Genomic DNA, 24,781 nt, shown 5'->3' on the forward strand with positions numbered 1-24,781 from the left:
ATCTTCCGCTTGCGATCAACCCTGCTTCGGCCTAAGTCACCGGCGATCCCCGGAGACATTTATGGCTGGCACATCCCAACACGGCAAAGCGTTTATCCGTCCGAAGCAGAAGGCGCACCTTCTCATCATCGAGGCGCGCTTCCATGACGACCTTGCCGATGCGCTGCTCGATGGCGCGACAAGCGCGCTGGACGAAGCGGGCGCGACCTATGATGTCGTCACGGTTCCGGGTTCGCTGGAAATCCCGGCGGTGATAACTTTCGCGCTTGACGGCGCCTCCGAGGGCGGGACCGCCTATGACGGTTTTGTTGCCCTCGGCACCATCATCCGTGGCGATACCTATCACTTCGACATCGTCGCCAATGAATCCAGCCGCGCGCTCATGGACCTGTCCGTGCAGGAAGCGGCCTGCATCGGCAACGGCATCCTGACCACCGAGAACGACGCCCAGGCCTGGACGCGGGCCAGGCGTTCGGAAGGCGACAAGGGCGGCTTTGCCGCGCGCGCCGCGCTGACCATGATCGCCCTCAAGCAGCAATTGGGAGCGCCGTCGTGAGCGAACCCGCTTCGCCCGGCCAGCCCGCGGTGCGCCACGCCAACAAGCGCGGCGCGGCGCGTCTGGCCGCCGTGCAGGCGCTCTACCAGATGGACGTGGCCGGCAGCGGCGTCTTCGAGACCACCGCCGAATACGAATTGTTCAGGCTTGGCAAGGAAGTCGACGGCGCGCTCTATCGTGAGGCCGACGCGCAATGGTTTCGCGCCATACTCACCGGTGTCGTCGAGAACCAGAAGACCATAGATCCGGTCATTCGCCAGGCACTGACCGACGACTGGCCGTTGTCCAGGCTCGATTCGACCCTGCGCGCCATTCTGCGCGCCGGCGTCTATGAGCTGATGAAGCGCGAGGATGTGCCGGTCGCGGTCATCGTTTCGGAATATGTCGACATCGCCAAGGCGTTCTATGAGGACGACGAGCCGAAGCTCACCAACGCCGTGCTCGATCGCGTGTCGCGCCGGGTACGTGGCGAGGGGCGCGGCAAGGACGCTTCATGACAGCCACGACTATTGCCGCCGGGGCCGGCAAGGAGGCGCGCCGAACGGCGTTTATTCTGGCCGCCTCGCAAGCGATTATCGGTTCGGCCGCACCCATCGCCATTTCGCTCGGCGCGCTGGCCGGGCACCATCTGCTCGATGCCGACAAGTCGCTGGCGACGGCGCCGGTCACCGGGTTCAACGTCGGCGTGGCGCTCGGTTCCTTGCCAGCCGCAGCCATCATCCGCTGGCTCGGCCAGCGCAACGGCTTCATGACCGGCACGATCGTCACCGCCCTTGGCGGGCTCATTGCCACGCTGGCGCTGTTTAATCCCAGCTTCTGGCTGTTCGCTTTCGGCCTGTTGGTGATCGGCGTCGGCGGCGCCTTCGTCCAGCAGTTCCGCTTCGCCGCCGCCGACAACGCGCCGCCGGAGTTCAAGGCGCGCGCGATTTCCTTCGTGCTGGCCGGCGGCATCGTCACCGCCATTCTTGGGCCGCAGATCGTCATCTTTACCCGCGAATCCTTTGCGCCGGTGATGTTCGCCGGCTCGTTCGCTTCGATCCTGATGCTGGCGGCCGTCGGCGCAGTCATTCTCTCGTTCCTGCGCATTCCGGCGAGAGCCGTCGGCAAGGTGGAAATCGCCGACGGCGATGCCCGGCCGCTCGCCGAGATCGTCACCAGGCCGCGTTTCGTCGCGGCACTTTTCTGCGCCGTCGGCAGCTATGCGCTGATGAGCTTCGTCATGACCGGCGCACCGCTGGCCATGGTCGGCTGCGGCCTGACGACGGACGACGCCACGCTCGGCATTTCCTGGCACGTCATGGCAATGTTCGCGCCGAGCTTCTTCACGGGATCGCTGATCCATCGCTTCGGCGCCGAACGCATCGTGGCAATCGGTCTTGTCTTGCTCATCGGTTGCGCCGTGGTGGCGTTGTCGGGACTGGCGCTGTGGCAGTTCTGGACGGCGCTGATCCTGCTCGGTCTTGGCTGGAATTTCGCTTTCATCGGCGCCACTGCCATGGTGGCCGACAGCTACAGGCCATCGGAAAAGGGCAAGGTGCAGGGCTTCCACGACTTCGTCCTGTTCGGCTCCGTCGCCTTTGCCTCGTTGATGTCGGGCGCGGTCTACAATGCCTGGGGCTGGGAGATGCTGAACTGGATCATTTTCCCGATCACGATGCTGTGCTTCGTGGCATTGGGTGCGCTGAAAATGACAGGCTCGCGGCGGGCCACCTGACATCACGCTGTCGGGACGAGGCGCGCCCCAATTTACCGCGCCGGAACAAAATTATTGCGTCTGTGCCCCTTGTTATGAAACCGTGTGCCCCGACGGGGCGTTGAGGCCATGCTCATATGCGGCAACCGCATTCCGGTTCACAGCAAGGGACTTCATCATGTTTTCAATCAAGCTTCTGGCCGGCGCGGCACTGGCGCTCGGCATCACAGCCGCCTCCGCCAGCGCCCAGGTGGTGGTGTCGTCGAAGATCGACACTGAAGGCGGCGTGCTCGGCAACATCATCCAGCTGGTGCTGAACGCCAACAACATCCAGACGACCGATCGCATCCAGCTCGGCGGCACCCCCGTGGTGCGCAAGGCGATCATCGCCGGCGAAATCGACATCTATCCGGAATACACCGGCAATGCCGCCTTCTTCTTCGAGAAGGCCGACGATCCCGTCTGGAAGGACGCAGCCAAGGCCTTTGAGACGGCGAAGAAACTCGACTACGACGCCAACAAGATCGTCTGGCTGTCACCATCGCCGGCCAACAACACCTGGGCGATCGCGCTGCGCAAGGAGGTCGCCGACGAGAACAAGCTGGCGACGCTTACCGATTTCGGCAAATACGTCGCCGGCGGTGGCAAGATTGTGCTGGCCGCCTCGGCCGAGTTCGTCAATTCGGCGGCAGCACTTCCGGCCTTCCAGACCACCTACGGCTTCACGCTGAAACCCGACCAATTGATCACGCTGTCCGGCGGCGACACCGCCGCGACCATTGCCGCGGCGGCGAACCAGACCAATGGCGCCAACGCCGCCATGGTCTACGGCACCGACGGCGGCATCGCACCCTCCGGCCTGATCGTGCTCGATGACGACAAGGGCGTGCAGCCCGTCTACCAGCCGGCGCCGATCATCCGCGAGGCGGTGCTGAAGGAGCACCCGGAAATCGAGACGCTCTTGAAGCCGGTCTTCGCCAAGCTCGACCTCGTCACGCTGCAGGAACTGAATGGCCGCGTGCAGGTCGGTGGTGAGCCGGTCAAAGGCGTCGCCGAGGACTTTTTGAAGAAGAACGGGTTTTTGAAGTAGTCAGCCCGTTTTGAAAATGACGCCGGTGCAAGGCGCCCCCCTCTGGCCTGCCGGCCATCTCCCCCTCAAGGGGGGAGATTGGATGTCATCTCGGCTTTCGCCAATCGCCGACGTCGAGAAAAATGCGCCGGCATCAAAGCTGCCGATCTCCCCCCTTGAGGGGGAGATGCCCGGCAGGGCAGAGGGGGGTGTCGTAGGGCACCGGGGCTGTGACATCCGGCTTCAAAAAGCGGCGGCTCTCTCTCGCCGCGCAGGTCCCCGATGACTATCCGCTTCGACAAGCTCGGCGTGGTCATCGCCGCGATCGTTGCCTATGCCGCTTTCGCAGCGCCCTTTGCGACCTTCCGGGCCAACCGCATCGTGCCTGGCGAGGCGCGGTCGATCCTGGAATCCCTGCCAACCGCCGTCGGCCCGTCGCTGCTGGAGATCGTGGTTATCGCGGCAATCATCGCGCTATTGAAGACGCCGCTCATTCTGCGCCTTGTGGCCAGCGTGGTCGCGCTTGCAGCCCTTGCCATCCTGATCGGTGTCGCCGGCGATTTCCTGACGCCTGAGGGTAATACGTTCGCGCGCATTTCGCCCGCCTCGGGCTTCTGGCTCCTCATCTTCGCCTTTACGCTTTTGCTCGCCGACGTGCTGACGCGATTGAACCTGTCGCCATGGGCACGCGTCGGCGTGCTGGTCGTCGCTGCGCTGGCAATCGGCCTGCTGCTTGTTTCGGGAAGCTGGAACAGCCTGTCGATCCTCAAGGAATATGCCAACCGCGCCGACAGTTTCTGGGCGGAGGGCTCCAAGCATGTGACATTGGCGCTGGGCTCGCTGGCGGCGGCGGCGGTGGTTGGACTGCCGCTCGGCATCCTCTGCCACCGCGTCGACAAATTGCGCGCCGGCGTGCTGAATGTGCTCAACATCATCCAGACCATTCCCTCCATCGCGCTATTTGGTCTGCTGATCGCGCCGCTCGGCTGGGTCGCCACGCATGTGCCCGGCGCGGCTTCCCTCGGCATCCGTGGCATAGGCACGGCGCCTGCCTTCGTGGCGCTGTTCCTCTATTCGCTGTTGCCGGTGGTGGCCAACACCGTGGTCGGTCTTGCCGGCGTGCCACGCGCCGCCAACGACGCCGCGCGCGGCATGGGCATGACCGACCGCCAGCGCCTGTTTGGCGTCGAGTTTCCATTGGCCTTTCCAGTCATCCTCACCGGCATCCGCATCGTGCTGGTGCAGAATATCGGCCTCGCCACCATTGCAGCGCTGATCGGCGGCGGCGGCTTCGGCGTGTTCGTCTTCCAGGGCGTTGGCCAGACGGCGATGGACCTGGTGCTGCTCGGCGCGGTGCCAACGGTGGCGCTGGCCTTTGCCGCCGCCATCATTCTCGACGCAGTCATCGAGATGACATCCACGAGGCGACGCGAGGTGCAAACGGCATGATCGAGATCGAAGGCATTACCAAGCGCTACGATGCGACGACTGTCGTCGATGATGTGTCGATGCTGATTGAACCGCGCACCATCGCCGTGATTGTCGGCACTTCCGGCTCCGGCAAGACGACGCTGCTGCGCATGATCAACCGGCTGGTCGAGCCGACCGCGGGCGTCATCAAGCTCGACGGCGCCGACAATCGTTCGCTGCCCGGCTACGAACTGCGTCGCAGCATCGGCTACGCCATCCAGGGCCACGGCCTGTTTCCGCACCGCACGGTGGCGCAGAACATCGCCACCGTGCCGGTGCTGCTGGGCTGGGACAAGGCCCGCATCAAGGCCCGTGTCGACGAGTTGATGACGCTCTATCAACTAGACCCCGAGGCATTCGGACCGCGCTATCCGCACGAGCTTTCCGGCGGCCAGCAGCAGCGCGTCGGTGTCGCCCGCGCGCTCGCCGCCGAACCGCACGTGCTTCTGATGGACGAGCCGTTCGGCGCGCTCGATCCGATCATCCGCAACAAGGCGCAGGAGGATTTGCTGGCGATCCAGAAGCGCTTCGGCACCACGATCATCCTCGTCACCCACGACATGGAGGAGGCCGTGCATATGGGCGACAAGATCGCGGTCATGGATGCCGGCAAGCTGGTGCAGTATGCCAGGCCGGCCGAGATCCTGGCAAAGCCGGCCAGCGCTTTCGTCGAGACCCTGGTCGGCGCCAGCGAAAAACCGTTCCGGCTGCTGTCGCTCGGCCGCGTGCGCGATGCGGTGGAGAAGGGGACCGCCGAAGGCGAGGCGATCCCCGGCGACGCCAGTCAGCGCGACGCCCTGGCCGAGCTGCTATGGTCGGGCCGACCGGCGCTGCCGGTGAAAGGCGATGACGGCAAGCCGCTCGGCCGCGTCACCGTGGACGGGCTGGTGAAGCGCGCGGCGAGGCCGGCATGAAGGAGGCCGGTGTAAAAACTTGGCTGCCCTCGCTGCTCAGGCTTGCGCTGGCGGTGTTGCTGGTCGCCTTCGTCACCAATCCCGGCTGGTTTGAACCCTTGTTGAAGCCGCTGACGGAAAACAATGCGCCGGTGATCTACAATCAGGGCAGCCTTTTGACGCTGACACTGCTGCATCTCAGGACCGTGCTGATCGCCACGGTCGCCGCGACCATTGTCGCCGTGGCGCTCGCCATCCTGGTCACCAGGCCGGCCGGCGTCGAATTCCTGCCGCTGTCGCGCAGCCTGGTCAATATCGGCCAGACCTTTCCGCCGGTGGCGGTGCTGGCGCTCGCCGTGCCGGCCGTAGGCTTCGGCGAGAAACCGACGCTGATCGCGCTGTTCCTCTACGGCTTGTTGCCGATCTTCGAGAACGCGCTGACCGGCCTGACAACGCTGCCGGCCAATGTGGTCGAGGCGGCGAGGGGCGCCGGCATGACCGGCTGGCAAAGGCTCACCAAGGTAGAACTGCCGCTCAGCGCGCCGATCATTCTGGGCGGTATCCGGCTGTCGGTGGTCATCAGCCTGGCTACCGCGACGATCGGCTCGACGGTGGCGGCCAAGACCTTGGGCGAGGTGATCATCGCCGGCTTGCTGTCGAACAACCTCGCCTTCGTCCTGCAGGGCGGCCTGATCGTCGCGGCCCTTGCCGTGCTCATCTATGACGGGCTCTCGGCGATCGAGCGCTATACAGCGCGCAGGATGGGACGCGAGGCACAGTAGTTCTGTATACTCAAGCGCGCGCGGGATGGTCGAGCGTCAGTTCGAGCGTACTGCCTGTCTCGCCGGCAATCCAGCGGCGTCGGATGACCGCGAAATCATGCCTGGTTCCAGCTTTCACGAGGGAAACAAGATCTCCGACGGCGCAATCGCTGCCGAGATCGAGTGTTTCGACAACCTCGGCGATACCTTGCTTGCTGGCATAATGTCTCGCGACGACTGTGAGTATGATGATCGCCGGCTCTCCAGTTGCGCGATCTTCGGGACTCGGCGATTGATGAGCGCGATACCCCGATCTTTCAGCAGGAGTTCTTGCCATGACCTTGCGTTTCTCCAAGATCGTCATGTGTCTGTGTCTGGCGGCTTTCGCCTTCCTCGTCGCGTTCGGCAACATCACCGATTACGGCTCAAACTTCGCCTTTGTCCAGCATGTGCTGAGCATGGACACAACCTTTCCCGGCAACGCGCTGATGTACCGCTCGATCACCAACCCGTCGCTGTGGACGGCGGGCTACTGGCTGATCATCCTCGGCGAGGCGCTGACCTGCCTGCTCTATCTGATCGCGGCCTGGAATTTGTGGCAGGCGCGCAATGCCAGCGGGCAGGTTTTCAACGAGGCCAAGAAATTCGCGGTCCTTGCCGCCACTTTGGGTTTTCTGATCTGGTACTTCGGTTTCATGGTGGTGGGCGGCGAGTGGTTCGCCATGTGGCAGTCCAGCATCTGGAACGGCCAGCAGAAGGCGTTCATGTTCTACATGACTATGCTGGCGGTGCTGATTTTCGTTATCCAGCCTGACAGCGACCTGCGCAAAAGCTGAGCAAGTTCCCGGACGATTCAATCGATATAATCAGGCGGCGTAGCCAATGGGCATGCCGTCGCCTACGGCATTTGGGCGAAAGCCGGGCAAAAACCGAACAATATCTTGACGTTCGCGGCCCTGTTTCGCATAAGCCGATGCGAAGGAAGCGGATTCCGCGCACGGAATCCGCTTCCCGTCTCAACGGCCCAGGGAGGGGTTCTTTTGGGCCATCAATCGAGGAAAATTAGGCAATGACCATTATTTCCGCCGTCATCGCCTGCGGCCTGCTTTCAGTCCTTTACGCCATCTGGGCGACACGTTCGGTCCTTGCGGCCGATCAAGGCAATGCACGCATGCAGGAAATCTCCGCGGCCATCCGCGAAGGCGCGCAGGCCTATCTGGCGCGCCAGTACACCACCATCGCCATCGTCGGCGTTGTCGTCCTGCTGCTCGCCTGGTGGCTGCTTTCCGCCACCGCCGCCATCGGCTTCCTGATCGGCGCGGTTCTGTCGGGTGCGGCCGGCTTCATCGGCATGCATGTTTCGGTGCGCGCCAATGTGCGCACCGCGCAAGCCGCTTCCAACAGCCTCGCCGCCGGCCTCGAGATCGCGTTCAAGTCGGGCGCCATCACCGGCATGCTGGTCGCCGGTCTGGCCCTGCTCGGTGTTTCGATCTATTACCTGATCCTGACCCACTTCATGGGCCTTCAGCCCAACGACCGTATCGTCATCGATTCGCTGGTTTCGCTCGGCTTCGGCGCCTCGCTGATTTCAATATTCGCTCGTCTTGGCGGCGGCATCTTCACCAAGGGCGCCGACGTTGGTGGCGATCTCGTCGGCAAGGTCGAAGCCGGCATTCCCGAAGACGATCCGCGCAACCCAGCCACCATCGCCGACAATGTCGGCGACAATGTCGGCGACTGCGCCGGCATGGCCGCTGACCTGTTCGAGACCTATGCCGTGACCGTGGTCGCCACCATGGTGCTCGCCGCCATCTTCTTCGGCGGCACCGCCGTTCTCGGCGCCACGATGCTCTATCCGCTGGCCATCTGCGGCGCCTGCATCCTGACCTCGATCGTCGGCACTTTCTTCGTCAAGCTCGGCTCCAACGGCTCGATCATGGGCGCGCTCTACAAGGGCCTGATCGTCACCGGCCTGCTGTCCATCGTCGGCCTTGGCGTCGCCACCTCGGTGTGCCTCGGCTGGGGCGAGATCGGCACCGTTGCCGGCATGGCCATCACTGGCAAGAACCTGTTCATCTGCGGTCTGGTCGGCTTGTTGGTGACCGGCCTCATCGTGGTGATCACCGAATACTACACCGGCACCAACAAGCGTCCGGTGAATTCCATCGCCCAGGCCTCGGTGACCGGTCACGGCACCAATGTCATCCAGGGCTTGGCGGTGTCGCTGGAATCGACAGCGCTTCCGGCGATCGTCATCGTCGGCGGCATCATCTCGACCTATCAGCTTGCCGGCCTTTACGGGACGGCGATCGCGGTCACCACGATGCTCGGCCTTGCCGGCATGATCGTCGCGCTCGATGCCTTCGGCCCGGTCACCGACAATGCCGGCGGCATCGCCGAGATGGCCGGCCTGCCCAAGGAAGTGCGCCACTCCACCGACGCGCTCGACGCCGTCGGCAACACCACCAAGGCGGTGACCAAGGGCTACGCCATCGGCTCGGCCGGCCTCGGCGCGCTGGTGCTGTTTGCCGCCTACTCGAACGACTTGAAGTTCTTTGCCGCCAATGGCGACAAATATCCCTACTTCCAGGGCATGGGCGAGATCTCCTTCGATCTTTCCAATCCTTACGTCGTCGCCGGCCTGATCTTCGGTGGCCTCATCCCGTACCTGTTCGGCGGCATCGCCATGACGGCCGTCGGCCGTGCCGCGGGCGCCATCGTCGAGGAAGTGCGCAAGCAGTTCCGCGAGGATCCCGGCATCATGGCCGGCACGTCGAAGCCGAATTACGCCCGCGCCGTCGACCTACTGACCAAGGCGGCGATCCGGGAGATGATTATCCCGTCGCTGCTGCCGGTGCTGGCGCCGCTCGTCGTCTATTTTGGCGTGCTGCTGATCTCGGGCTCGAAGGCCTCCGCCTTTGCCGCGCTCGGCGCCTCGTTGCTTGGCGTCATCGTCAACGGCCTGTTCGTCGCCATCTCGATGACCTCGGGCGGCGGCGCCTGGGACAACGCCAAGAAGTCGTTCGAGGACGGCTTCACCGACAAGAACGGCGTCAAGCACCTCAAGGGTTCCGAGGCGCACAAAGCCTCGGTGACCGGCGATACGGTCGGCGATCCCTACAAGGACACCGCCGGCCCGGCGGTCAACCCGGCGATCAAGATCACCAACATCGTCGCCCTTCTGCTGCTGGCCGTGCTCGCGCACGGCTGAGCTATCAATCAAATAAAAACCCGCCGGAGCGATCCGGCGGGTTTTTTGTTGCCTGATTTCTGAGGCCAAGCGGCGAACCGCCGGGCAGGGGTCACATGCCGGACGATCCGCCGCCGGGGATGCCGGGTGCCAGCTTGCTGGCGCCGTTGATGATCTGGCTGAGGAAGTTCTGGTCCTTGCCGCCAGTCGGCGTGGTGCGCGAGATGAAGTCGAACACCTTGCCGTCCTTCATGCCGTAATTGGCGATCTGGGTGACGCGCCCGTCATCGCCGAAATACACCGCCAGCACTTTCTGGTCGACCAGACGCGGCTTGTCGAAGGCGACGTAACGCTTGCGTGTCTGCGAAATGTAATAGAAGGCTTCATTGTCGAACGTAGCTGTCGTCGACGGCGTGCCGAGCGCCAGCAGAACCTGTTCGCGGCTGGAGCCGACCGGCACCGAGTCGATCGCCTGCTGGTCGATCACATAACCCTGCGTCAGCGTCTCGCTCGGATTGAGATCGCCGACCATCTTGGACGAATTGCAGGCGGAAAGCGCAGAAGCGACCACCAGCAATGAAATCATGCCAGCGGGCCTGGGCAGAAAAATCGACTTGAATTTCAGCGCGCGCAACAACAACTCCTTCAAACTGCCGCAACTTGCGCTGGGCCGCAAAACCGGTAAACCAGCTTGCTTGCCGATGCAACAAGGCCAATTCAACAAACGGTCCCCAGGAGACCACCCTCTAATGTTCCAGCGCCTTTTTGGTCGCGAACGTCACGCCAACCGCGCTATCACCGAGGCGCTTTACGCACAAATCGTGGCATCCGCGCGGCAAACCGTGTTTTATTCCGACTGGAATGTACCGGACACGCCGCTCGGCCGTTTCGAGATGCTGTCTCTGCACATGTTCCTGCTGCAGCACCGGCTGCGCGGCGAGAGCGGTGCTGCCGGAGAGGTTGCGCAGGTGCTGATCGACGAGTTCTTCCTGGATGTCGAGCATTCGCTGCGGGAACTGGGCATAGGCGACGTCGGCGTGCCCAAACGCATGAAGAAACTGGCAAAGATGTTCTACGGCCGCACCGCCGCCTATGACGACGCCCTGGAACGAAACGACCATGACGCGCTTGCCGCCGCCCTTGCCCGCAATATCAGGCCGGATGCCGGCGCCTGGCCGCAAGCCGCGCAACTGGCCAGCTATGTGGTCGAGGCCGACAGGCATCTCGCGCAACAGCCGGCCGAATCGATCGTATCCGGCACGGTGACTTTTCCTGTGGCCAAAGCAGGCTGAAGGAGAGGAAGATGAAACATGCCGACACCCATAGCCCCGTATCCTTTGTGGCGAACGTCGCCCGCCTGCCGCAAAAGGGCCTGCCGGTGGTGATCGATGCCGATGCCGGGCAGCGCGCGGCACTTGCTGGCGAACATGATCTGCTTTCGGTCGAGAACTACCGCGCCGACCTTCTGGTGACGCCGTGGAAGCGCAACGGCGTCAAGGTCAGCGGCCGCGTCGAGGCCGACATCACGCAAGCCTGCATCGTCACCCTCGAGCCGGTCGAGGCCCATATCGACGAGGCGGTCGAGGCGCTGTTTCTGCCGCAAGAGTCCAAGCTCGGGCGGCAGGGTTTCGAGGGGGGCGGCGAGATCCTGCTCGACGCCGAAGGGCCGGACAGTCCCGAAACTTTTTCCGGCGACACGATCGATGTCGGCGAGCTTGCCGAACAGTTCTTCGGACTGGCGATCGATCCTTACCCACGCAAGCCAGGAACCTCGCTTGCGGCCTCGGACGAGACCGAGCCAGAGGAAAGTGAATTCCAGCAGAAGTTGCGCTCGCTGCTTGGAAAATCCTGAAAGCGGACCTGATATTGGAAAAGTCGGTTGTGCGGCAGCCCAAAACAGCTATTTTCGCCGAACCTTCGCGAGCCCCGAACCGTCGCAAGCGCCAGGCGCTCGCTCAAGCAAAACGTGAGATGAATACCGCGTGATCAGGATTTCCATCGATGCCATGGGCGGCGATCACGGACCAAGCGTGGTCATCCCGGCGCTCATGACGGTCGCGACCCGGCGCCCGGACATTCGCTTCGTCATCTATGGTCGTGAGGAGGCGGTGCGCCCCGAGCTTGCCAAATTCCCCAAGCTGGCGCAGGTGAGCGAGTTCGTCCACTGCGAGATATCGGTCAGGATGGACGACAAGCCGAGCCAGGCGCTGCGCCATGGCCGCTGGAAGTCGTCGATGTGGAAAGCGGTCGAGGCGGTCAAGTCAGGCACGGCCGACGCCTGCATCTCCGCCGGCAACACCGGCGCCCTGATGGCGATGTCGAAATTCTGTCTGCGCACCATGGCGACGATAGACCGCCCGGCGATCGCGGCACTTTGGCCGACATTGCGCGGTGAGAGCGTGGTGCTGGACGTTGGCGCCACCATTGGCGCTGATGCCCATCAACTGATTGACTTTGCGATTCTGGGCACCGGCATGGCGCGCTCTGTTTTCGGCATCGAACGGCCGAGCGTCGGCCTTCTCAATGTCGGTGTCGAGGAGATCAAGGGCCAGGAAGAAGTCAAGGAGGCGGGCCGCATGTTGCGCGAGGCCAACATGACCTCGATGAACTACCACGGTTTCGTCGAAGGCGACGACATCGGCAAAGGCGCAGTCGACGTGGTCGTCACCGAAGGCTTCGCCGGCAACATCGCGCTGAAGACGGCGGAGGGCACGGTAAGACAGATCGCCGGCTACCTGCGCGCCGCGATGAACCGGACGCTGATGGCCAGGATCGGCTATATCTTTGCCAAGGGCGCCTTCGATCGCCTGCGCGAAAAGATGGATGTTGGCCGCTCCAATGGCGGCGTCTTTCTGGGGCTGAACGGCATTGTGGTGAAAAGTCATGGCGGGGCTGATTCGGATGGCTTCGCGGCGGCGATCGAGCTCGGCTACGACATGGTGCGCAACAATCTGCTCGACCGTATCGAGGCCGACCTCGACCTGTTCCATGCGCGCAATCCGCATGCCCAGACCAACAGGAAATCCGACGTCGTTGCCGACGCAAAGGAATAGGAAAAAGCATTGATCAGATCAGTCGTGCGCGGCATGGGCGCCGCGCTGCCCCGCCGCATCATGAAGAATGCCGATTTCGAAGGCATGGTCGAGACGTCGGACGAATGGATCGCCCAGCGCACGGGCATCCGTCAGCGCCATATCGCGGCCGATGACGAGACCACGGCTTCGCTGGGCGAGGCGGCGGCGCGCGCGGCCCTCGACGATGCAGGCCTGACGCCAGCTGACATCGACCTGATCGTGCTGGCGACCTCGACGCCCAACAACACCTTTCCGGCCACCGCCGTCGAGATCCAGAACCGGCTCGGCATGCACCATGGCTTCGCCTTCGACCTGCAGGCGGTGTGCTCGGGCTTCGTCTATGCGGTGACGACCGCCGATCTTTATATTCGCGGTGGCCTGGCCAAGCGGGTCCTGGTGATCGGCTCGGAAACCTTCTCGCGCATCCTCGACTGGAGCGACCGCTCGACCTGCGTCCTGTTCGGCGACGGTGCCGGCGCCATGGTTCTGGAAGCAGGAGAGGGCGCGGGCAGTATCGCCGATCGCGGCGTGCTGGCGGCGAGCTTGCGCTCCGACGGGACCCACAAGGACAAGCTCTACGTCGACGGCGGACCGTCGACCACCGGAACCGTTGGCCATCTAAGGATGGAAGGCCGCGAAGTTTTCAAGCATGCCGTTGGCATGATCACCGATGTCATCGAAGCGACGTTCTCGGCGACCGGGATCACCGCTGACGATCTCGATTGGTTCGTGCCGCATCAGGCCAATAAACGTATTATTGACGCTTCCGCCAAAAAGCTCGGGATAGAGGAGCAAAAGGTGGTGGTTACGGTCGATTTGCACGGTAACACCTCAGCGGCATCCGTGCCGCTGGCGCTCTCGGTGGCCGTTGCCGATGGCCGCATCAAGAAGGGTGATCTGGTGCTGCTCGAGGCGATGGGCGGGGGCTTCACCTGGGGAGCGGTTTTGCTCCGCTGGTAAGTTCCGAACAGACAGGTTTGGGTCCTTGACCTTGACGGATCAATTACTTAGGCTCTGCCTTTGCTTGTATCGATTTATGTTTTTGAGCTGATGGGACGGTTCGCATGGGGGGAAAGACACTTACGCGCGCCGACCTTGCCGAAGCCGTTTACCGCAAGGTCGGCTTGTCGCGTACCGAATCTGCGGAACTCGTCGAAGCGGTTCTGGACGAAATTTGCGACGCGATCGTTCGCGGCGAGACGGTGAAACTGTCGTCTTTCGCGACATTCCATGTCCGCTCCAAGAACGAGCGCATCGGGCGCAATCCCAAGACCGGCGAAGAAGTGCCGATCCTGCCGCGCCGTGTGATGACCTTCAAGTCGTCCAACGTGCTGAAGAGCCGCATCCTGCGCTCCCACCAGAACAGCAGGGCCAAGGGCGGCAAGTAGCGCTCTGTGCTTCAAGGCTTCAGTTGAAAACGGTCGCTCTCTTTGACGCCGGGCTTGAATGTTGTTTCATAAACCGCTGAAATAAGGCATGATTCGGTGAAACTGCCCGGATCGTCGTCCAGCGTGAGGATTTCGCCCATGGACAAGAGCCCCGATGCTTTCCGCACCATCAGCGAGGTCGCCGAAGATCTCGATCTGCCGCAGCATGTGCTGCGTTTCTGGGAAACTCGTTTCAACCAGATCAAGCCGATGAAGCGTGGTGGCGGCCGCCGCTATTACCGGCCGCAGGATGTCGAACTGATCAAGGGCATCCGCCATATGCTCTACGACCAGGGGTACACCATCAAGGGCGTGCAGAAATTGCTGCGCGAGAACGGCAACCATTTCCTGGTCGCCATCGGCAATGGCGACATGGCGGCCGTCGAGGCGATCTCGCAGCGCCGGCAGGCCGATGCGGTGCCGCTGACGCCAGGCGCCCAGCCGCGCGGCGCGGACGACGAGATGCTTGTCGGCCAACCCAAGGTGAAACCGAGCCGCCGCTTTTTCGGCCTGGGCAAGAGCGACGAGGAAGGCCCGGTCCAGCCCGACACGTCGAAGCTCTCGCGCGACAACCGCGCCTTGTTGCAGGAAGCACTGTTCGACCTTCTGGAATGCAAGCGCCTGCTCGATCAGGTGCGCTAAGGGCCGGCGACAGTCTCCCAACCGGAACGGTCTTGGAGGTCATGCGTTACGAGTCCTTCTGCAAATGAAGGAACCCTGCCATGGCTTCGCTTTCGAATATCTCCGACATCGACCTTGAAAAGCAGGTCACAGCGCTCTCCAGGGAACTGGCGGCGCTGAGGAAAGCGGTGTCCAGACGGGGCGGCGCTTATTACGAGGACGGGCGCGACGCCGCGTCGGACTACTATTCGCACCTTGCCGGCTATCTCGGCGACGCTCTGCCCGCGATCAGGAAGCAAGGCAGGGCGATCGAGAGGACAGCGCGCGATCATCCGGCAACGGCAGCCGCCGTCGGCTTGGTTGTGGTCGGGCTGGTTGCCAGCCTGCTGCTCAGCCGCCGCTAGCTCGATCGGGTCGAGCGCAAAAGAAAATGGCGACCGCCCATGCCGGACGGTCGCTATTTCCGTCGGTGACAGTCGATCAGCGAGCGAGCTTGATCCGGCTCTTCGGATCGACCTTCATGAGCTGGCTGCACTTGCCGTAGACGGTGCCGTTCTTGTCGGTGGCGTCGGTATAGGTGCCCTTGCAGTCCAACTGCAGCACCAGACAGGAGCCCGACCCCTTGCACACCGCGCCGCCGTCGCCGGTGGGGTGCGTGCCGGCGAAGGCCGAGTTCGGCACGGAAACCGAGCCGAAGACCGAGACGACGATGGCCGCGACGAACGAGAGGCGCTTGAAGTTCGAGATGTTGGTCATTTGAGCATTTCCTTCTCTGCATCGAGGATCGCCGTCTGGCGTCCTCTGGGTTGGGATCGCCTTCTTGGCGTCCATGCCGATTTAGTGCGGCCCAGAGAGGAAAGGTTCACGCGTCGGTTCAAAAAAAAGGCGCGGTCGATATCGAGGCGGTTTCTCGGTGTGGGATCAAGATTCCACCAGTCGGCGCGATAGGATGGCTACTCCCGACACAGGGTCCATCAGCCGTGTTTGATACGGCAAAACCCTTGGGGAAGACCGGCGTTTGTCGAAAACCCAAGGCCGGCCTTTCCCTTTGGGAAAGTCGGCTGCTTAAGCCTTCTTCTCCACCATCTTCTTGTGGTGATGGTGACGGTGGTGGCGAATATGATGGCGGTGATGATGATGATGGCGGTGATGCTTTGCATGCATCGGCGCCGCATCGGCGCTGCTGGCGCCGATGATCGGCATCGAGACGGCAAGTGCGACTGCGAGTCCGAGAGCGGACAGAAGGGACTTCTTCATGACAACGTTTCCTTTTTGCGCGGACCGCGTTTCAACGTCACTGATTGAAGTCGGTGACTGAGCGCCGCGGCCTGACTATCGCCCCGGAATTTTTCGGCAGTTTTTCCGGACTGTAGAATCTTGTTTCTGGATTGTGTCTGAAGGTCCCTTCACCTGTATGGAAATAACCGCTCACATCGGCGGGACGACACCGTTGTTTCCGACCACGACCCGGCTGGCGACCAGCGTGCCGTCGCTGCCGCGCTCGGCGGTGACGAAGACGGTCACGCCGGGCTTGAGATCCGCAGGTGTCGCCGTGGCGATGGTCACGATTGGCGTCGATTGCGGTATGGCGATTTCTTTCTTCTGGCCATTGTCATAGGTCAGGGTCACCGTCCGGCCATTGATTTCCGTCACGTTGGCGATGGTGCCGTTGGTCATCCGGCTATTGGGCTGAAGGTCCCATGGCCGATCGCCTTCGCCGGTCCCCTTGAGGGCTGCTGGGAAGATCACCACTTCGAGCGCTCCGCTGCCGCCATCCGCCTTCGCAACCGAAGCGATGCCGACGAAGTCGCCCTGCTTGATATCTTCGGCTGACGCCTTGGCGACACCGGATATCGTCCAGTTCGCGGGCAGCTTGATGGCGTCGGTGCTGCCTTCCCGTGTCTTCACGGTGAGCAGTGACGGTTCGAAACTGGCCACCGTGCCGCGCACCCGCACGCTATCCGCCGCCTGAGCGGCGGCGATGTTGCTCCCTGCAAAGCCGGAAATCGCGCCGAGCACCACAACAATTGTCTTGAAGTCCATGGATCCGATCCTTTCGAAAGGCTGGCCGGAAATGGCCAAATCGTTGGCAAGCCAGCGACAACTGCCTAACGAACGAGCGGCCCAAAACCGTTGAACAATTCGGCGCTCGACCCTTCAAAACAACTTGATCGCCATGGCATTCCACATCGGCGTCGTGAGATTGGCGCCGACCAGTTTTCGGGCTGGCATCACGATGCCGTGACGGTTTCTTTGGTGCTTGGCAAACTGTCGACAAGAGGGCATTCTCCCGCCCGTCTCAGGCAACAACATGATTTGACTAAAACTCTTTCAGCCCACGGAGTTGCCAATGTCCAATATAGCAAAACGCGATACCTTCTCCGAACTGGCGGCGACCGAGATTGCGCCCGATCACAGCGCCCTCAGAGCCATCCGGGAAACCAGGGGATACAGCCTGGAAGAGCTGTCCCTGACATGCGGCCTGTCCGTCAATGAGATCGCGGACATCGAGAGCGGCAGGGATGCCGATCCGTCGAAGCTTCGGCGCATCGCCACGGCGCTTCGGCTGCCGGAAGGTGCGCTGATCAATCCGCCCGTGCAGGCGCAACCTACGGAAAGTCGATCCGTCTGATAATGGCGACGCCGGGGTCGCTTAAAACCTACCTGCAGCGCTTTTGGTTTTGAAGTTCTTTACGGGACTTCAAATCCAGCGCTGGACCAAATCCAGCGCTGGACATTGGCGCGACAGACCCTGTGCTACCTTAACCCTGCTTTACGCAGGCCATCGATAAGTAACTCAGTATCCTCGGGGTGTTTGTGCGGGGGAACTTTGCGCCACTGCGCGGTAGTGAAGTTCGGGTGCACCTTCAATAGCTCATGGGCATGCTTCTCCGCGTCTCGAGCGTTCCCGAGATGGGCATGGCTCGCTGCCATAAGCCGATGGCCTTCGGAACCATCCTGCATCTTTTGCAACGTCTCTATCGTTTTTTCATATTCGCCGAGCTGGAAATAGGCATCACCGAGATACCAGAGATAGGAATCCGGGTAGTAAGGGTTGAGCCGCATCGCCCGCTCTAGCAGCTTTACGGACCGCTCCGCTTGACGAACATAGACAAGGCAGTCGCCCATCTCGGCCAGCAGGTCGGCGTCATTGGGATTGAGCTGCAGAGCACGTTCGTAGGCTGCGATCGCTGGATCGTGTTCTTTCTTATAGAGGTGGGCCAAGCCCATCTCCGAATAACCGCGTGCATCGAGATCGTCATGCTGGACGGCCAGACTCGCCAGGTTTAACGCCTCGTTCAGTGCGCCTTCCGGATCTTTGGTCCACGCGTAGCGCCATTCGACGTTGAACGTCCGCGACAGGGCTGCGTAGCTGCGCGCATAGCGAGGATCAAGATCCCGCGCCTGCTCATAAAGCCGCCTGGCATGCCAATTGCTCTCCGGGCGGAAGCGGAAGCTGAGATCTTGCCCACGCAAGATCATGCCATAGGCATGGATATTGGGATGATTTTGCGATATCAGCCGTCGCTTCTCAGCCATATCGATATGGACGGCAAGCCGCGACGCGGTCATCGCGGTAACGTCGTCCTGGAAAGCGAAGATGTCCTCGATGCTGCCGTCGTAACGTTCCGACCAGATCGTATGCTCGGTCTGCGCCTCAATCAGGTCCACGGCAATCCGGAGACGGGTGCCTGCACGGCGAAGGCTTCCTGACAGGAGGTAGCGAACGCCGAGTTGATTGGCGATCTCGCGCGGAGATCGCGTCTGTCCCATAACGGCTATTGCCGAGTGCCGCGCGATCACCATCAGGTTGCGGAACCGGCACAGATTGGAAATGAGGTCCGCCGCGACGCCTTGGCACAAATGAAAGTCCGCCGGATCGCCCGAAACGTTCTCGAGCGGCAGGACTGCCACCGAGCTCTCCGGCGCGGAACGCTCGGGCGCAGCAGCGAAGAGCAGCGGCGACGTTCTGGGCACTTCATGAGACAATTCGAAATCGACTGCGAAGACCTCAAGCTCGTCAGCAATGTTTTTCAGCTTTTGCTTGCCCAGCGACCGGAACGAACACTCCGGCTCACTGCGAACAAGTTGGCGAACGGATTCAGCGATGCATATGCCGCGTGGCGCCGCCAGCGATTGGATCCGAGCGGCCAAATTGATGCCGTGGCCGTAGATCGCACCGTCGCTGGCAATCGTCTCGCCAATGGCAATGCCGATCCGATAGGTAATGGGCTCTTGGGCGCCTGACCACACCACCTCGTTGGACAGTTCCCGCTGCATCTCGACCGCGAAATGCAACGCCTGGGCTGCGCTGGGGAACAGAGCCACCAGGCCGTCGCCAGCCGTATCGATAACTGAACCGCCATAATCGCTGACCAGGCCGCGTATGAGATTAAGCGATCGGGTCAGGCGGACAACCGTCCCTGCCTCATCCTGATCCATCAGGCGACTATAGCCGTGCACGTCCGCGTAGACGATCGCCGACAGCTTTCGATTAAGCATCTCGTGTAGCCTGATGGCCATAAGCCCTCTCGCCCGCGTTGGCGGCAAATCGCCAAGCAGTCCAGCGTATAGCACACGAGGACAGCCGACTGCAGCCGGGAAAGAAAGGCACATTACGATCGAAAGGGAATAATTGCCGAGATCGAAAAAATTATAGTTCGCTCATGGAGCAATGCGTGCGGTCGTTCTTTACAAGCGGCTCGGCACGGCATCGTCACAAAGCGACGCCAATCCTCGGCTTGGCGGGCAAACGTCAACCCGCCTCAGGGATGTACTCCTTTTGGGGTCAGTCGCTGTTGCCGCCGCCGCGCGCGCTCATGCCGCGTGCGCTCATTCCCCTTGCACTCATGCCGCGCGCGCTCATCCCCTTTGCACTCATCCCGCGCGCGCTCATGCCGGCAGCATCCATGCCGCCCGGTCCACCGCCGAATATCGCCGCAAGCAGCACATCCTCGAACATGCCTGTCTCCACATCCATGCGCACTGTGTAGTCGGCCTTGTCATAGGACCAGACGCGCAGACCATCGGCGAAGTCGAAGTCCGCTGCCGCGAGGCCTGTAAGTCCGGTCGGACTGGGCGAACGAGCAGGGCTGAACTTGCCGAGGTCCTCGGCGACAAGCTCCCCATCTCCATGCACAAGGAATATTACGGGCCTTGGAAGATCATAGTAGCTTCCTTCAAAGCTGAAGCCGTATATCCTTGCAAACCTGCCGTTTTCCAGCTGGTTTTCTAGCAATCTGTTCTGCCCTGTTCGGTTTCCAGCGCCTTGGCGGCGCCCGATGAATTCGAACCCGTTCTCAAGCTTCATAAAATATCCGACGAAGCTGTCCCCGCCGGTCACCTGTATTACTGCACCGGCAGCCGTATCACCTTTGGTCCACGGAACGCCCGCAGCATTTACGGTATACACCTCGATCTGTTCCAACACCCGTTGTTTCCAAACAACGATTCTATCTCCAGCCACCACAGGTACGCCGTTTACGTCCTTATTATCTATCAATGCTGGTATATTTTCTGCTGATGCTACCTGCGCCACAATAGGATTCAGAAGTGGGTTCACCACCTGCAGATCAATTACAAAATGGCCAAATAGGTTTATACCCGACACGCTAAGAAGGCTTTCTACCATCGACATAATCCTCTGGTTTCTGATGAGTGTAATTACGATATGTTACAATATATTTATCACCATTAATCACCTTTTTGGCCTTTTTTTGATGCCGTTGCAATTTCAAACCCATGAGTCACGACGTATACACGGTCACTGTCACGCCATATTACACTTATTACCTTGCCTTTGTTTTCAGATATTTTATCAACGTGCGCCTGCAGCAGCTCAACGCTGTCCATGATTTCTGTTACGACGTATTGCATCAGACATTCCTCCTCTATCTCTCTCAAAGAGCGCCGGCCCTGTTTCGCGCTCCCCTATGTCTCGCAATACGCCGATGCCTTGCACAACACGCGTCCTGACGTGCCGGCACGAATACCCTCGGCAAACCGAAGTGGCTTTTCGGCCCAAACGGCTTGATCTTGGGCCCTGCACTTACAAAGCCGATCGCCCGGCGTTTGAGGTTGACGTCGATGATTGTGCGCCAGCGTCCGCCTGTCATCAGTTTGTCAACGGCGCGCAGCGTGTTCCCGACCTCGGCGTAGCTCAGATCGTCCGGCGAAAGCCGGCGCCAGGTTTCGGCGAGAAGCATGCCGAGCTCGTCGCGCGAGGCGACCAGTGCCTCGCGAAACTCCCGCGGCGACGCGGCGTAAGCTTCGTCGAACATCGGTTGGATGACGCGAAAATAGTCAGGGCTGTCCTCCAACCTGTCCGACAGGTCTTCCTGGTCTTGGCCAATCAGCCCGCGCGCGACGAGCTCCTCGTGGAAGAGGTCGACGAAAATGTCGAACATCGCGCCGGTCAGCGGCTGGGCGAGAGCGTGCTCGTCGCGCCAGCCTTGCACGAAATCCAGCATCGACAGCGGGTTGGCGGCGAGCCTGATCTGGCTGTTGCCGGATAGCTCGGCGATGCGGTTGACGAGATTGCGCGTATAGAGATTGCCGTGGCTGGCCTCCAACAACTCGTCAATGACGGAATCGAAATGCAGGGCCGCGACAAGAGCTGTCAGGTCGGCTGCGGATTCGTGAAAGCCGTAATACTCCGCGCCGACCGTCCCGGGATCGGGTACGCCGATGATGGAATAGATTATGCAGTGGCCGACCTCGTGGGCGACAACGTCGAAGTTGAGGCTGAACGGCTCAACCTGGCCATCCGCCGTCTCGTGGATGCCGACCTCCAGAAAGCCGTAACCCATGAAGGCGTTTTCGTGCAGATTACGCTGTATCACCAGTTCAAGGCGGTCGAGGTCGCGCTGGAAATGCCAGGCGATGGGATGGCCGAAATATTTCTCCCAGACGTCCAGCGTGAAGCGCACCGAGCCGAACAGATGCGCGGCCTCGAACTCTGGATCTTCCGGCGCGATATGGTCGAAATGTCCATCGGCATCGGGAAACGCAGGCGGAAAGACGTCGCCGGGCCATGGCGGCAGCAGATAGAGCGCGTCGCCGCGCAAATTTTCCGCCAGGCCGTAGGCAAGCGCCTTGCCAATGGGATCAACGACATACATGCGCTCGTCACCCGGGCCAGGCCCGACCGACCCTGCCGGCGACGACACAATCACGATTTCCGGATGACGAAAAGACTCCAGGAACGGCGCTTGGGCGAACAGCCGGAAGCGCGTCCCATTCTCGAATACAGAGCCTACCCCTTCAAATGTCACGCTTGTCCTCATGGACAGAGACATGTACGTCATATTCACTGCAATATCGTCGGCGAATGCGCTTTCAAGTTAGCCCGTTTTCGTCAGTCAGGCCAGAGTCATCGGACGCATTGCGGCCGGCCGTGAACGTATATTCATGAGCCAGCAGGTCATAGAACTTGTCGACGCCGGGCAATCCGATGGAGATGGCATAGTCGGCAATGTCTCGAGGAACGGGTCGGCCGAGCTGTGTCTCGAAATACCAGGCTGCCAGCAGGGCACGGGGCATCGGCGCGGATGACGATGGCGAGGGACGCTGCCTGGCCAGGGCGTTCTTGCGATAGCCGGTGTAGAGATCGAGTTCGCGCAACCGGTCGAGCATGCCTTGATGCAGCTCGGCATCGCGGTCTCGCGCCAGCGTCTCGACGGCTGCATCATCCCCGATCTTGCGCTCCAGCCCCGCAAGATCCGTTCCGTTTTCGCGCACCCAGTCGATTACGTCCGTTTGCCGCATAAGCCCGCGCCGCGAGCGGAACTCGCCCATCGCCCTCCTGATCGCGTCGCGATCAGCCGCCGCGTCCGTATCGCCGCGGACGAGCAGGCGAAGCAACGCATCGCGGCGCACCTGCCGATACTCGCCGCGCAGCCGGAGCTCATCGAGAATGGCATCCTCTTCAGCAGTGACTTCGCCGCCGATCCACGCAGCTTCACGTCGCCAGGGCGCATTGTGCCAGCTTTCCGTCCACTCGAAATGGAAGTCGGGAGGTGCCGGCGTGGCGCCACCGCGGACAAAGGCATCCATCTCCTTGAGCAGTTCCAACCCGTCCTCGCGCTTCCTGTCGACCTTTCCGGTTCGCAGCCAGACAGCCAGCTTCTCCGCCGTTCGCGGATCGCCGACATCCGCCAGCACGTCAGGCCAGGTTCGATGCTGATAGAACCGCGCCTTGGACGAAGCTGCCAGGCGCGCAGCTGTCGGCATGTCGACGATTCCTTGTGCGACCGCCGTCTCGAGCGTCGCGCGGATGTTGACCATCGGCTCGCTCAGCCGGATGTATCCGGCCTCCGGCGGGCCATGGATAAGCGCGACCTCGTCATCGTCGGTGAGTTCGCCGTCGCGATATGCTTCGAAAATGCGCCCGACGCCGCGCATGCCGAACGAATGCAACTCCGCGGCGCGGAGTGCGCCCATGCTGGACGCACCAAATACGGCGATCCCGCGCGTCAAGGCCCAAAGTATCTCCTTGTGCAAGACCGCCGGCTGACCGTCGAAATAGCCGTCGATGACGCCGATCGCTCTGGGGCTGCCGCGCGTGGCGGCATAAAGGTCTCCCTGGCGCACGGGGGGGCGGAATTCGAATCCACTGTATGGCGCGACGTCTTTCGCGCTGAGACTCGGACCGCAAAAGACGACCGGGTTCATTCTCCCTCATCCGACATTCGGCGGGCTCGCTCGCCCGGCACATAGGCGTCATGATCGTCCGGGCCTTCGAGGCCAGGTATCACAATGCGAACGACAGGCAGACCGATGTCCTCCTTGGCCAGATCAACGGTGATGAGCTCGTTTACGCCTGCTGCCTGCAACCTTTCGATCAGCCAGGCCACATTCTGCGCAATCCCCACATTCGGTGCACCTTGTGCAGCCCTGCCTCCGGCGGAGGCAATTCGCCTCGTGGCGGAGCGCTCGGCCAGCAATCTCTCAGCGCGCCGGCGTCGGTTCTCTCGATAGGTTTCCGAATACTCCTCGGCGGCCAGATCGTCTCGTGCTGCCGATACATAGGTCGTTCGCACCTGCGCGGCCTCGATGAGTGCCTTCAGCAAGGCGGTCTCCGGCACCGGGTGCGCTGCCGCGCCTATGCCGTAGTGGCTGTTTCGGTCCCGGCGATCAGCGATCAGGCAGAAAAAGGCCGGCACGCCAACGTCGGAGGTCGTCTCCCAGGCCGCAACCTCGAAGTCCGCGTTTTCGAGCTTCTTCAACACATCGCGGCACGGGCCGTCCGGCGCGCTGTCGAGATCGACACTGGTGCGCCGGCGGCGAGCGGGCGGCATCTGGTTCCACAGGGCAGTCGCGTCGCGTTCGATGACCTCGCAAATCCCATGATGGATCGCTTCATCGAATGTGTTTCCAGAAGCGAGTCCGTTGCTGCTGCAGTCAAAGAAGCCGCTTCCAAGAGGCGGGGGGACGGTGAAGTTCGCCCGCACCGACTCGAACGGCAGCCAACGCGCCTCACCGGAGATCATGTCCCGGCCTTCAATCCATAGCGTCACGATGTCCTTCGTGAATGGCCTGCGGGAGATGCGAGGCAGCCTCCCAATCTCGGCGAAGCGGTGCGAATGAGAGAGTTCAGCCATATTGCCGAGCTTCAGAGGGCGCTCGATGTGTTCCGCGTGGTAAAGTTCCACCGATTCCATCAGCCCGGAAGCCGTGGCTGAATCCAGGTCGATGCCCTTGCCTTGCGACACCGCCAGGGAACGGGCGTTGGGGCGACACACCATCACCACCGGGATGCCTATGCGATCAAGCCCGGTCACATTGGCGACCCTGGTGATCCCCATTCGCGCCCAGTGCGGGCGCACCCGGGCAATCGCACTGCGAGCGCCTTCCGCGCGATAAGAAGTTCCCGGCAACGCGCCATTCGCCAACGACACCAACTCCTGGACCCCGAGAGATCGCGTGACCTTAACGATTTCCGCCGGCCCGCAACAGAGCGGGCCTCGCTGGAGGGGCGTAGCCGTGGAGCCGTTGCCTTCGCTGTTTTCCTCGGCATGCTCGTCCG

At 61.8% G+C, this 24,781-nt stretch carries 29 protein-coding genes; 17 read left to right on the top strand and 12 right to left on the bottom strand.

What is annotated here, in order from left to right; all coding sequences use genetic code 11:
- Positions 1–61 precede the first annotated feature (61 nt).
- The 7 genes from ribH (at position 62) to C9427_RS00945 (ending at position 6,463) form a co-directional block, all read left to right on the top strand.
- Positions 62–556, top strand: coding sequence for a 6,7-dimethyl-8-ribityllumazine synthase (gene ribH, locus C9427_RS00910; RefSeq protein WP_107647360.1), 495 nt, complete (start codon positions 62–64; stop codon positions 554–556).
- Positions 553–1,053, top strand: a complete 501-nt coding sequence (gene nusB / locus C9427_RS00915; RefSeq protein ID WP_107647361.1) for a transcription antitermination factor NusB — start codon at positions 553–555, stop codon at positions 1,051–1,053. The genes ribH and nusB overlap by 4 nt, the downstream gene beginning before the upstream one ends.
- On the top strand, positions 1,050–2,270 hold the full coding sequence (locus tag C9427_RS00920) for an MFS transporter (RefSeq protein WP_107647362.1): 1,221 nt from the start codon (positions 1,050–1,052) through the stop codon (positions 2,268–2,270). The genes nusB and C9427_RS00920 overlap by 4 nt, the downstream gene beginning before the upstream one ends.
- Positions 2,271–2,427: 157 nt before the next feature.
- Positions 2,428–3,339, top strand: coding sequence for a glycine betaine ABC transporter substrate-binding protein OsmF (osmF, locus tag C9427_RS00925; RefSeq protein WP_107647363.1), 912 nt, complete (start codon positions 2,428–2,430; stop codon positions 3,337–3,339).
- 261 nt (positions 3,340–3,600) lie between these two features.
- Positions 3,601–4,767: an ABC transporter permease gene (locus C9427_RS00935; RefSeq protein WP_107647364.1), complete on the top strand. Its 1,167-nt coding sequence runs from the start codon at positions 3,601–3,603 to the stop codon at positions 4,765–4,767.
- Complete coding sequence (locus C9427_RS00940; protein ID WP_107647365.1) at positions 4,764–5,702, top strand: ABC transporter ATP-binding protein; 939 nt, start codon at positions 4,764–4,766, stop codon at positions 5,700–5,702. The genes C9427_RS00935 and C9427_RS00940 overlap by 4 nt, the downstream gene beginning before the upstream one ends.
- Positions 5,699–6,463, top strand: coding sequence for an ABC transporter permease (locus C9427_RS00945; protein ID WP_107647366.1), 765 nt, complete (start codon positions 5,699–5,701; stop codon positions 6,461–6,463). The genes C9427_RS00940 and C9427_RS00945 overlap by 4 nt, the downstream gene beginning before the upstream one ends.
- A gap of 10 nt (positions 6,464–6,473) precedes the next feature.
- Here C9427_RS00945 and C9427_RS00950 read toward each other — a convergent pair whose 3' ends face one another.
- Positions 6,474–6,806, bottom strand: a complete 333-nt coding sequence (locus C9427_RS00950) for a hypothetical protein (protein ID WP_245436940.1) — start codon at positions 6,804–6,806, stop codon at positions 6,474–6,476.
- Here C9427_RS00950 and C9427_RS00955 point away from each other — a divergent pair.
- Entirely contained in the window at positions 6,778–7,278 is a 501-nt protein-coding gene (locus C9427_RS00955) for a DUF2165 family protein (RefSeq protein WP_107647368.1), read from the top strand. The two genes, C9427_RS00950 and C9427_RS00955, sit on opposite strands and share 29 nt — an antisense overlap.
- Positions 7,279–7,511: 233 nt before the next feature.
- Positions 7,512–9,653 carry a sodium-translocating pyrophosphatase gene (locus C9427_RS00960; RefSeq protein ID WP_107647369.1) on the top strand — a complete coding sequence of 714 codons (2,142 nt, stop codon included), beginning with the start codon at positions 7,512–7,514 and terminating at the stop codon, positions 9,651–9,653.
- A gap of 91 nt (positions 9,654–9,744) precedes the next feature.
- Here the strand turns inward: C9427_RS00960 and C9427_RS00965 are convergent, their stop codons facing one another.
- Entirely contained in the window at positions 9,745–10,266 is a 522-nt protein-coding gene (locus tag C9427_RS00965) for an outer membrane protein assembly factor BamE (protein ID WP_107647552.1), read from the bottom strand.
- Positions 10,267–10,381: 115 nt separating this feature from the next.
- On the opposite strand from C9427_RS00965, the gene C9427_RS00970 reads away from it, so the two are divergent.
- The 5 genes from C9427_RS00970 (at position 10,382) to C9427_RS00990 (ending at position 14,094) form a co-directional block, all read left to right on the top strand.
- The gene (locus C9427_RS00970) at positions 10,382–10,924 is read left to right on the top strand and encodes a ubiquinol-cytochrome C chaperone family protein (protein ID WP_107647370.1); all 543 of its coding nucleotides are present in this window, start codon (positions 10,382–10,384) and stop codon (positions 10,922–10,924) included.
- Between the two features lie 11 nt (positions 10,925–10,935).
- On the top strand, positions 10,936–11,484 hold the full coding sequence (locus C9427_RS00975; protein ID WP_107647371.1) for a YceD family protein: 549 nt from the start codon (positions 10,936–10,938) through the stop codon (positions 11,482–11,484).
- A gap of 130 nt (positions 11,485–11,614) precedes the next feature.
- Positions 11,615–12,685 carry a phosphate acyltransferase PlsX gene (plsX, locus tag C9427_RS00980; RefSeq protein ID WP_107647372.1) on the top strand — a complete coding sequence of 357 codons (1,071 nt, stop codon included), beginning with the start codon at positions 11,615–11,617 and terminating at the stop codon, positions 12,683–12,685.
- Positions 12,686–12,694: 9 nt separating this feature from the next.
- Positions 12,695–13,666, top strand: coding sequence for a beta-ketoacyl-ACP synthase III (locus C9427_RS00985; protein WP_107647373.1), 972 nt, complete (start codon positions 12,695–12,697; stop codon positions 13,664–13,666).
- Between the two features lie 104 nt (positions 13,667–13,770).
- A complete protein-coding gene (locus tag C9427_RS00990; RefSeq protein ID WP_097574114.1) occupies positions 13,771–14,094 on the top strand; it encodes an integration host factor subunit alpha in 324 nt (107 codons plus the stop codon).
- An 11-nt stretch (positions 14,095–14,105) separates the two neighbouring features.
- On the opposite strand, the gene C9427_RS35200 is transcribed toward C9427_RS00990, so the two are convergent.
- Positions 14,106–14,234, bottom strand: a complete 129-nt coding sequence (locus tag C9427_RS35200; RefSeq protein WP_280954147.1) for a hypothetical protein — start codon at positions 14,232–14,234, stop codon at positions 14,106–14,108.
- Here C9427_RS35200 and C9427_RS00995 point away from each other — a divergent pair.
- Together C9427_RS00995 and C9427_RS01000 are read left to right on the top strand one after the other, a co-directional pair.
- On the top strand, positions 14,233–14,775 hold the full coding sequence (locus C9427_RS00995; RefSeq protein WP_107647374.1) for a MerR family transcriptional regulator: 543 nt from the start codon (positions 14,233–14,235) through the stop codon (positions 14,773–14,775). The two genes, C9427_RS35200 and C9427_RS00995, sit on opposite strands and share 2 nt — an antisense overlap.
- An 80-nt stretch (positions 14,776–14,855) precedes the next feature.
- The gene (locus tag C9427_RS01000; protein ID WP_107647375.1) at positions 14,856–15,158 is read left to right on the top strand and encodes a hypothetical protein; all 303 of its coding nucleotides are present in this window, start codon (positions 14,856–14,858) and stop codon (positions 15,156–15,158) included.
- Between the two features lie 76 nt (positions 15,159–15,234).
- Here C9427_RS01000 and C9427_RS01005 read toward each other — a convergent pair whose 3' ends face one another.
- The 3 genes from C9427_RS01005 to C9427_RS01015 all read right to left on the bottom strand — a co-directional run bounded on the left by C9427_RS01005 (position 15,235) and on the right by C9427_RS01015 (position 16,797).
- On the bottom strand, positions 15,235–15,510 hold the full coding sequence (locus C9427_RS01005) for a hypothetical protein (RefSeq protein ID WP_107647376.1): 276 nt from the start codon (positions 15,508–15,510) through the stop codon (positions 15,235–15,237).
- A 309-nt stretch (positions 15,511–15,819) separates the two neighbouring features.
- On the bottom strand, positions 15,820–16,011 hold the full coding sequence (locus tag C9427_RS33695; protein ID WP_146172480.1) for a hypothetical protein: 192 nt from the start codon (positions 16,009–16,011) through the stop codon (positions 15,820–15,822).
- A 171-nt stretch (positions 16,012–16,182) separates the two neighbouring features.
- Entirely contained in the window at positions 16,183–16,797 is a 615-nt protein-coding gene (locus C9427_RS01015; protein ID WP_167434205.1) for a hypothetical protein, read from the bottom strand.
- Between the two features lie 307 nt (positions 16,798–17,104).
- Here C9427_RS01015 and C9427_RS01020 point away from each other — a divergent pair, with 307 nt between their 5' ends.
- Positions 17,105–17,386 (top strand): helix-turn-helix domain-containing protein, encoded by a 282-nt coding sequence (locus tag C9427_RS01020; RefSeq protein WP_107647378.1) that lies wholly within the window; start codon positions 17,105–17,107, stop codon positions 17,384–17,386.
- Positions 17,387–17,511: 125 nt separating this feature from the next.
- Here C9427_RS01020 and C9427_RS01025 read toward each other — a convergent pair whose 3' ends face one another.
- From C9427_RS01025 to C9427_RS01045, 6 genes are all read right to left on the bottom strand, one after another.
- Complete coding sequence (locus C9427_RS01025; RefSeq protein WP_107647379.1) at positions 17,512–19,278, bottom strand: tetratricopeptide repeat protein; 1,767 nt, start codon at positions 19,276–19,278, stop codon at positions 17,512–17,514.
- Positions 19,279–19,543: 265 nt separating this feature from the next.
- Positions 19,544–20,386 carry a hypothetical protein gene (locus C9427_RS01030; RefSeq protein WP_146172481.1) on the bottom strand — a complete coding sequence of 281 codons (843 nt, stop codon included), beginning with the start codon at positions 20,384–20,386 and terminating at the stop codon, positions 19,544–19,546.
- A 62-nt stretch (positions 20,387–20,448) separates the two neighbouring features.
- A complete protein-coding gene (locus C9427_RS33700; protein WP_133117297.1) occupies positions 20,449–20,631 on the bottom strand; it encodes a hypothetical protein in 183 nt (60 codons plus the stop codon).
- Positions 20,632–20,654: 23 nt separating this feature from the next.
- On the bottom strand, positions 20,655–21,923 hold the full coding sequence (locus tag C9427_RS01035) for a gluzincin family metallopeptidase (protein WP_208636322.1): 1,269 nt from the start codon (positions 21,921–21,923) through the stop codon (positions 20,655–20,657).
- A 169-nt stretch (positions 21,924–22,092) separates the two neighbouring features.
- The gene (locus tag C9427_RS01040; RefSeq protein WP_107647381.1) at positions 22,093–23,427 is read right to left on the bottom strand and encodes a TfuA-like protein; all 1,335 of its coding nucleotides are present in this window, start codon (positions 23,425–23,427) and stop codon (positions 22,093–22,095) included.
- A complete protein-coding gene (locus tag C9427_RS01045) occupies positions 23,424–24,647 on the bottom strand; it encodes a YcaO-like family protein (RefSeq protein WP_208636323.1) in 1,224 nt (407 codons plus the stop codon). The genes C9427_RS01040 and C9427_RS01045 overlap by 4 nt, the downstream gene beginning before the upstream one ends.
- Positions 24,648–24,781: the final 134 nt, after the last annotated feature.

This window comes from Mesorhizobium helmanticense, from assembly GCF_003034915.1.
In the GTDB taxonomy this organism is placed as follows: Bacteria; Pseudomonadota; Alphaproteobacteria; order Rhizobiales; family Rhizobiaceae; genus Mesorhizobium; species Mesorhizobium helmanticense.